Source organism: Acinetobacter sp. CY05 (genome assembly GCF_059515805.1).
Genome location: NZ_JCAKMW010000017.1, coordinates 60,928 through 67,996 on the forward strand (window position 1 = coordinate 60,928; position 7,069 = coordinate 67,996).

Genomic DNA, 7,069 nt, shown 5'->3' on the forward strand with positions numbered 1-7,069 from the left:
ATAAAATCCTGACCACCTGTTGTTGGTCACCATTTTATTGCAAATCTCTAATTTTAAGGTCAAATCGTTATGTGGAAACATTTTGGTTTCTCGATCATGTTTACGGTCGTGTGTCTTGCCTTATCTGCCTACTGGGGCTATACCCATGGGCCAGAAGCTGGCGTAAAAACAATGCTAACAGCACTCACCGTAACGGCCATTTTAGCCGTAATGGAAGTGTCACTATCCTTTGATAACGCCGTGGTCAATGCCTCGGTATTACGTGGTTGGGATCATTTTTGGAAAATGCTATTCCTGACTGTGGGCATTGTAATTGCCGTGTTTGGTATGCGTCTGATTTTCCCTGTGGTGATTGTGGCGGTCACGGCTGACATGGGCGCGATGGAAGTGGTCAATTTAGCCCTCAATGATCCAAAGAGCTATTCAGAAAAACTAATGGCCCATCATGCTGAAATTGCTGCCTTTGGTGGTTCTTTCTTATTACTAGTATTTTTAAATTTCTTCTTAGATGAAGAAAAAGATACCCATTGGTTCCGATTTTTAGAGCGTCGTTTGGCACATTTGGCGAGCGTGCCTGCAATGTCGGTATTTGTGGCTTTAATTGCCTTATTGGTGATGGCGGCGAATATTGCCGAAGAAACCCGTTTAGCGGTGGTGATGGCAGGGATTTGGGGCATTGTGGTCTATATTGGCGTACAAGTGCTGAGTCATTTATTGGGTGGTGAACCTGAAATTGACGAAAATGGTAATGCGATTGGCCATGACTCAAATGGCGCCTCAACAGGGGTAGTTAAAGCCGGTTTAGGTGGTTTCCTGTACTTAGAAGTATTAGATGCCTCATTTAGTTTTGACGGAGTGATTGGTGCTTTTGCGATTACTTCTGATGTTGTCATCATTATGCTCGGTCTTGCTATTGGTGCCATGTTTGTGCGTTCTATGACGATTTATTTGGTGGATAAAGGTACTTTAGATGCATATATCTACCTAGAACATGGCGCACATTATGCCATTGGTGCATTGGCATTTATTATGATTGCCAGCGGCACAGGTTTGCATGTCCCTGAAGTGGTAACAGGTTTGATTGGTGTGGCATTTATTGTTTGGGCGGTGATTGCCTCCATTCAATATCGTAAACAGCAAGAAAAGCTTAATTCCTAAAACCGATATTCACTATGGCGCATTTCAATGCGCCTTTTTTATGCCTGAAATAGCAGCTTGATGCTGAATGATGTAGCATATCGCTGACCTTGACATAAAATCCCAAACCCTATGATGAATGCCTTAGAACGACGCGCAACTTTTGCTTTAAGCAGTATTTTTGCTTTACGCATGTTGGGCTTATTCATGATTATTCCGGTGTTTTCAGTGGCAGGGCAGCAATATGCACATGCCACACCGATGCTGATTGGTTTAGCAGTTGGGGTCTATGGCCTGACTCAAGCCTTATTACAAATACCGTTTAGCCTGATTGCGGATCGTTATAGTCGTAAGCCTCTGGTGGTATTGGGGTTACTCATGTTTGCCTTGGGTGGTGCGGTCGCAGCCATGTCAGAGAGTATTTATGGGGTGATTATTGGTCGTGCCATTGCCGGTGGTGGGGCAGTCTCTGCGGTGGTGATGGCATTACTTGCTGATGTCACCCGTGAAGAGCAGCGCTCTAAAGCCATGGCCATGATGGGGATGAGTATTGGCTTATCTTTTGTGGTGGCATTTAGCTTGGGGCCGTGGCTGACCAGTTTGGTTGGCATTTCAGGTTTGTTTTGGGTCACCACCATCATGGGCTTAGCCGCAATTGTAATGCTAGCCTTAGTGCCTAAAGTGATCCGTCATCATAAAAATTTCCAACAAGGTTATCTGGCACAATTACAGCAAGTGCTAAAAATGGGTGATCTAAATCGTTTGCATGTTTCAGTGTTTAGCTTACATTTACTGCTGACAGCCATGTTTATTTATATGCCATCGCAGTTAATTAGCATGGCTGATTTACCGCTGTCGAGTCACGGATTAGTCTACTTGCCACTGTTGGTTTTAAGCCTGTTTTTTGCCTTTCCAAGCATTATTTTGGCAGAGAAATATCGCAAAATGCGCGGGATTTTTTTAACTGCCATTGGCGGCATTATTTTAGGGTTATTGGTACTGATTTTTGGTTTTGAATCAAAATATATCTTGCTGTTGGGCTTAGCTTTATTCTTTATTGCTTTTAATGTGATGGAAGCTTTATTGCCATCTTGGTTATCTAAATCTGCACCGATTCAGTCTAAAGCAACAGCGATGGGGGTGAATGCCTCGAGCCAATTCTTGGGTGCATTTTTTGGTGGTTTATTGGGTGGCCAGCTGTTGTTACTTAATAACACGGCCTTAGGTTGGAGCATTTTAAGTGCTATTGCTATACTGTGGTTGCTGATCAGCTTTGGTTTAAAACAACCGCGTTATTTATCCTCTATGGTATTTCGTTTGCCTGAGCAGCATAATACTCAAGATTGGACGGCAGAATTATTGGCCATTCGTGGTATTGAAGAAGTGTTAATCATGCCAGAGCAAAACGTGGCCTATGTTAAGGTTGAAAAACAACTGCTTGATGAGGCAGCGCGACAACAATTAACGCACTTGTTAGGGAAAGATATAGCCATTTAGGCTGAAGTCTTATAAAGTAAAACAAGCAAAAAATAGTGTTTAGGTATAGAACTCATGCGTGGTGTAAATAAAGTTATTTTAGTGGGTACGTTGGGTAAAGATCCGGAAACTAAACAGTTTCCAAATGGTGGTTCCATTACTCAATTTTCGATTGCAACCAGCGAAGCTTGGGTAGATAAAGCCAGCGGTGAACGTAAAGAACAAACCGAATGGCACCGTATTGTGCTCAATAACCGTTTAGGTGAAATTGCGCAGCAATATCTACGTAAAGGCTCTAAAGTGTACATCGAAGGTTCATTACGTACACGTAAGTGGACAGATCAAAATGGTCAAGAGCGTTACAGCACAGAAATCCGTGGCGACCAAATGCAAATGTTAGATTCACGCGGTCAAAGTGATGGCGCACAAGAAGGCGGTTTTGCTCAGCCACGTTTTAACAACAATCAAGGCAACCCAGGCGGTTATAACAACAACCAAGGTGGTTATAGCAATGCCAATCAAGGCGGCTATAACAATAATAACCAAGGTGGTTTTAATAACAACCAAGCAGGTTATGGTAACAATAATCCAGGTGCTTTTGCGCCACAAGCTGCACCTAAAGCGCCGGCTGCACAGCCACCAGCGGATATGGATGATGACTTACCGTTCTAAGGGCAGTCTTTTTAAAAAGCTCATCTTTGGATGAGCTTTTTTACAAACTTATAATCTAATAATTCGATCAATTTTATAAAAACAAACTGTTTTACCTATTTTTGAATTCGACGTATTCTAGCTTCACAGATAAGCAATCTCCGAAATTCAACCAAAGGAACATCTCATGAGCTTGATCAATACTGAAGTTAAACCGTTTAACGCGACAGCTTACCAAAACGGTCAATTCATCGAAGTGTCTGAAGCAGACATGAAAGGTAAATGGTCAGTTGTGTTCTTCTATCCAGCTGATTTTACGTTTGTATGTCCAACTGAGCTTGGCGACCTTGCAGACAATTATGCAGAGTTCCAAAAGTTAGGCGTGGAAATTTACGGTGTATCAACTGATACACATTTCACTCACAAGGCTTGGCACGATACCTCTGATGTGATTGGTAAAATCCAATACCCATTAATCGGCGATCCAACTTGGACTTTATCTAAAAACTTCGAAGTATTAATTGAATCTGCTGGTCTTGCTGACCGTGGTACTTTCGTTATCGATCCAGAAGGTAAAATCCAAATCGTTGAAATCAATGCAGGTGGGATTGGTCGTGATGCGCAAGAACTGCTTCGTAAAGTAAAAGCGGCGCAATATGTACATGCGCACCCAGGCGAAGTTTGCCCAGCAAAATGGAAAGAAGGCGAAGCAACTCTTGCACCTTCAATTGACTTAGTCGGTAAAATCTAAGTTCTTATTGAGTGTAGAAATAAAAAGCCAAAACCCAAAGCCTCGTGCTTTGGGTTTTTTTATGCCTGATAGCCCGGCGCCTGCTTGAGATGGCGTAAACCATCAATTAAAAATTCAATCAGTAAACGCATACTTAAGCGTTGGCCTTTACGTGAGGCATAGACCAATTGTACGGTACCTAAATTAGAACACCATTCGGGGAGGAGGTGAACTAAGCGGCCGGCTATAATATCTTGCTCAACTGTCAAATAAGGTAAATCTGCAATGCCTAAAGCATCGAGTGTGGCGTAGTAAACACCAGCTAAATCATTACTTTTAATTCTAGGCTCAAGCGGAACCACAAAGCTTTCTTGACCGTTAATATGTTGCATATACCAGCTATAGTGCTGTTGTTGGGTACCTAGGACAATACTTGGAAAATGCTGCAAATCGGCAAAATTTTGAATGCTGTGGCCTTGTAATAAATTGGGACTGGCTACCAAGCAATGCTGGGTTTTAATCACATCGCGCACAATTAAATTAGAGTTTTCAGTGGCATGAAAATTAGTTCGAATTGCCAAATCAATATCATCATGAATAAGATCAACACGGCGACTCGTAAGTTCTAATTCAACTTGTACTTTTGGATACTGTTTTAAAAAAGCATTGAGTAGATGACGAATCTGAAATTGCATCATCATATTTGGGCAGCTGATTTTAATCAGCCCTTCAGGTTCGCTACGTTGTTTGAGTAACACATCATCGGCATATTGCATTTGCGCCACGATTTTCGCGCATTCTTCATAAAACTCTTGACCTAAAGGAGTTACTTTAAAATGTCGAGTCGAACGTTGAATTAAACTAATTTGATGGCGTTCTTCTAAAGCCAAAATGCGTCGGCTAAGCTTGGATTTGGTAATTAAACTGGCTTCGCTTGCGGCACTAAAGCCACCATGCTTGACCACCAAATAAAAATAATAATAGTCGTCTAAGGTCTGCATGTTGCACATTACCTCATCATCATAAGAAAGGCTCAAATGCTAAAACACATTTGAGCCTTAGAGAGAGAATTTAACTTATTTTTTATTAAATTCATAACCGTGGATGAGGTTACGGTAGTCAGGAATATGTTGTGATAACAAGTTACCTAAGCCTTCCACATCATTACGCCAATCACGATGTAGCTCACACGCTAAACCAAACCAAGTAATCAATTGCGCGCCTGCTTGGCTCATACGGTTCCATGCTGAATCACGGGTTAAATGATTAAAAGTACCTGAAGCATCAGTGACTACAAATACATCATAGTCTTCAGCTAAGGCTGAAAGCGTTGGGAAAGCCACACATACTTCGGTAACTACACCGGCAATAATAATTTGTTTTTTGCCTGTCGCTTTGACTGCATCGACAAAATCTTGGTTATCCCATGCGTTAATTTGACCAGGACGGGCAATAAACGGTGCATCTGGGAACATTTCTTTGAGTTCTGGAACTAAGGGACCATTTGGACCTTGTTCGAAGCTGGTGGTTAAAATGGTCGGTAAATTAAAGTATTGAGCTGCTGCTGCCAGTGCCAATACGTTATTTTTAAATTTATCAGGGTCAATATCACGTACTAAAGACAATAGACCTGTTTGATGGTCAACCAAAAGTACAACCGCATTATCTTTATCTAAACGCACATAAGGTTTAGCCATGAGAAGTTCCTCGTTGTTATCAGCAGCACTTCGCTGCACTTGTTATGACTTTAGGGGTTAAAGTGAAAAAGCAGAAGAGACAAAAATGTGATAGTTATTTTCAAAATTAGGATAATTAAAAACCTGATCCAGTATAGTCATTTATTAGACCTCTTGCGAAAGTAAAAATCACCTCCATATAAATTTCATGAGATATAGCTAAATATAAAACATAAGCTACATCATCCTAAACGCAATATCCAAAGCTTCCGGAAGTGTTTTATTATTCTGAGCAACCATATGTCTGACTTTACTTTTTAAGACAGACCATGCTTTCTCAATAGGATTTAGATCAGGACTATATGCAGGCAGATAAACAATTCTTGTTTGATATCGTGCTGCCAAGTCATCAATTACGGGACCTTTATGAATTGATGCATTGTCTAAGATCAGCAAATATTTTTGAGTCTGCTCATCCTTTTGTTTTAAATCCTTCAACAAATATTCCAACCAACAGACAAAAACATTCCGATCACACGAGCCTTGAAATACTAAAGGTTGAATAAAATTGAATGGTGTATTCGATCTGACGGCACTGATCATACTGATTCTCGTGCCATGTCCACCTGACTTTAAAGCATGACAGCGCTGACCTCTTGGAGACCAACCATATTGTGCGGTTTCATGGGTGTTGATGCCTGATTCATCGATATAAAGAATGTGATCTTCACCATATTGCTGCTTCCACTGAGGCAAACACCACTCAAATACAGCACGGCTTAACTTGCAGGCTTGTTTGTAAAGAAAACTCTTTTTTTACGCGTCCAACCCATCTTATTCAGGGCTTTTAAAATGACATGATAGCCAACGCTATAACCGAATTGCTGTTCAAACAAGGGAATAAGATCTTTGGCTTGGGTAAATGGGGTTGTTTTTACAAATGCTTCAAAGGCTTGCAGGTCCAGAATCTTTGAGGGGCGTCCTACATTTGGAGATTTAGGTTGTTTGAGCTGACCGGTCTGCTGTTCGATCAGGATCCAATCATCGAGCGTGGTTCTGGCAATATTAAATATTTCGCACGTCTTCGATTTATGCTTTGACTCTTTATAAAACTGCATGGCTTTTTCGCGTAGATCGACAGAATATGTTTTTGGCATGATCTTAAAGATTAGAGTTTTTTCTATTGTAGCTCATATTAAGTTTTTAGCTATATCAGAAATTAAACCGTTTTTCAGATTCTGAATTCAAACGCTTAGTTGGCGTACCTCGACGAGTTTTTACTGAAATGGTAGAGGTTCTAGAAAAAGCAGAATCACTCAAAAAGAAATCAGGTCGACCTCATACTTTAGATATAGAGGATCAGTTGTTATTAACTCTCAATTACTTACGCAACTACAGC

8 protein-coding genes and 1 pseudogene are annotated in these 7,069 nt (G+C 41.0%); 5 read left to right on the top strand and 4 right to left on the bottom strand.

Going from position 1 to position 7,069, the window contains the following annotated elements:
• The first annotated feature begins 69 nt into the window (after positions 1-69).
• The 4 genes from AC5YCD_RS12130 (at position 70) to ahpC (ending at position 4,015) form a co-directional block, all read left to right on the top strand.
• Complete coding sequence (locus tag AC5YCD_RS12130; protein ID WP_496130278.1) at positions 70-1,158, top strand: DUF475 domain-containing protein; 1,089 nt, start codon at positions 70-72, stop codon at positions 1,156-1,158.
• Between the two features lie 111 nt (positions 1,159-1,269).
• The gene (locus AC5YCD_RS12135) at positions 1,270-2,634 is read left to right on the top strand and encodes an MFS transporter (protein ID WP_496130279.1); all 1,365 of its coding nucleotides are present in this window, start codon (positions 1,270-1,272) and stop codon (positions 2,632-2,634) included.
• Positions 2,635-2,688: 54 nt separating this feature from the next.
• Complete coding sequence (ssb, locus tag AC5YCD_RS12140) at positions 2,689-3,285, top strand: single-stranded DNA-binding protein (RefSeq protein ID WP_496130280.1); 597 nt, start codon at positions 2,689-2,691, stop codon at positions 3,283-3,285.
• A gap of 166 nt (positions 3,286-3,451) precedes the next feature.
• Entirely contained in the window at positions 3,452-4,015 is a 564-nt protein-coding gene (ahpC, locus tag AC5YCD_RS12145) for an alkyl hydroperoxide reductase subunit C (protein ID WP_496130281.1), read from the top strand.
• A gap of 59 nt (positions 4,016-4,074) precedes the next feature.
• On the opposite strand, the gene AC5YCD_RS12150 is transcribed toward ahpC, so the two are convergent.
• The 4 genes from AC5YCD_RS12150 to AC5YCD_RS12165 all read right to left on the bottom strand — a co-directional run bounded on the left by AC5YCD_RS12150 (position 4,075) and on the right by AC5YCD_RS12165 (position 6,827).
• On the bottom strand, positions 4,075-4,995 hold the full coding sequence (locus AC5YCD_RS12150; RefSeq protein WP_496130282.1) for a LysR substrate-binding domain-containing protein: 921 nt from the start codon (positions 4,993-4,995) through the stop codon (positions 4,075-4,077).
• A 75-nt stretch (positions 4,996-5,070) separates the two neighbouring features.
• Positions 5,071-5,691 (bottom strand): isochorismate family cysteine hydrolase YcaC, encoded by a 621-nt coding sequence (ycaC, locus tag AC5YCD_RS12155; RefSeq protein ID WP_496130283.1) that lies wholly within the window; start codon positions 5,689-5,691, stop codon positions 5,071-5,073.
• 216 nt (positions 5,692-5,907) lie between these two features.
• Complete coding sequence (locus AC5YCD_RS12160) at positions 5,908-6,426, bottom strand: IS630 family transposase (RefSeq protein ID WP_496130284.1); 519 nt, start codon at positions 6,424-6,426, stop codon at positions 5,908-5,910.
• 23 nt (positions 6,427-6,449) lie between these two features.
• Positions 6,450-6,827, bottom strand: a complete 378-nt coding sequence (locus tag AC5YCD_RS12165) for an IS630 transposase-related protein (protein ID WP_496130285.1) — start codon at positions 6,825-6,827, stop codon at positions 6,450-6,452.
• A 53-nt stretch (positions 6,828-6,880) separates the two neighbouring features.
• Here AC5YCD_RS12165 and AC5YCD_RS12170 point away from each other — a divergent pair.
• Positions 6,881-7,069: pseudogene (locus AC5YCD_RS12170) on the top strand (IS5/IS1182 family transposase); the annotation flags it as partial.

Coding starts and splice junctions, on each gene's coding strand:
- AC5YCD_RS12130 (WP_496130278.1), top strand. CDS start 70: ATGTGGAAACATTTTGGTTTCTCGATCATGTTTACGGTCGTGTGTCTT.
- AC5YCD_RS12135 (WP_496130279.1), top strand. CDS start 1,270: ATGATGAATGCCTTAGAACGACGCGCAACTTTTGCTTTAAGCAGTATT.
- ssb (WP_496130280.1), top strand. CDS start 2,689: ATGCGTGGTGTAAATAAAGTTATTTTAGTGGGTACGTTGGGTAAAGAT.
- ahpC (WP_496130281.1), top strand. CDS start 3,452: ATGAGCTTGATCAATACTGAAGTTAAACCGTTTAACGCGACAGCTTAC.
- AC5YCD_RS12150 (WP_496130282.1), bottom strand. CDS start 4,995: ATGCAGACCTTAGACGACTATTATTATTTTTATTTGGTGGTCAAGCAT.
- ycaC (WP_496130283.1), bottom strand. CDS start 5,691: ATGGCTAAACCTTATGTGCGTTTAGATAAAGATAATGCGGTTGTACTT.
- AC5YCD_RS12165 (WP_496130285.1), bottom strand. CDS start 6,827: ATGCCAAAAACATATTCTGTCGATCTACGCGAAAAAGCCATGCAGTTT.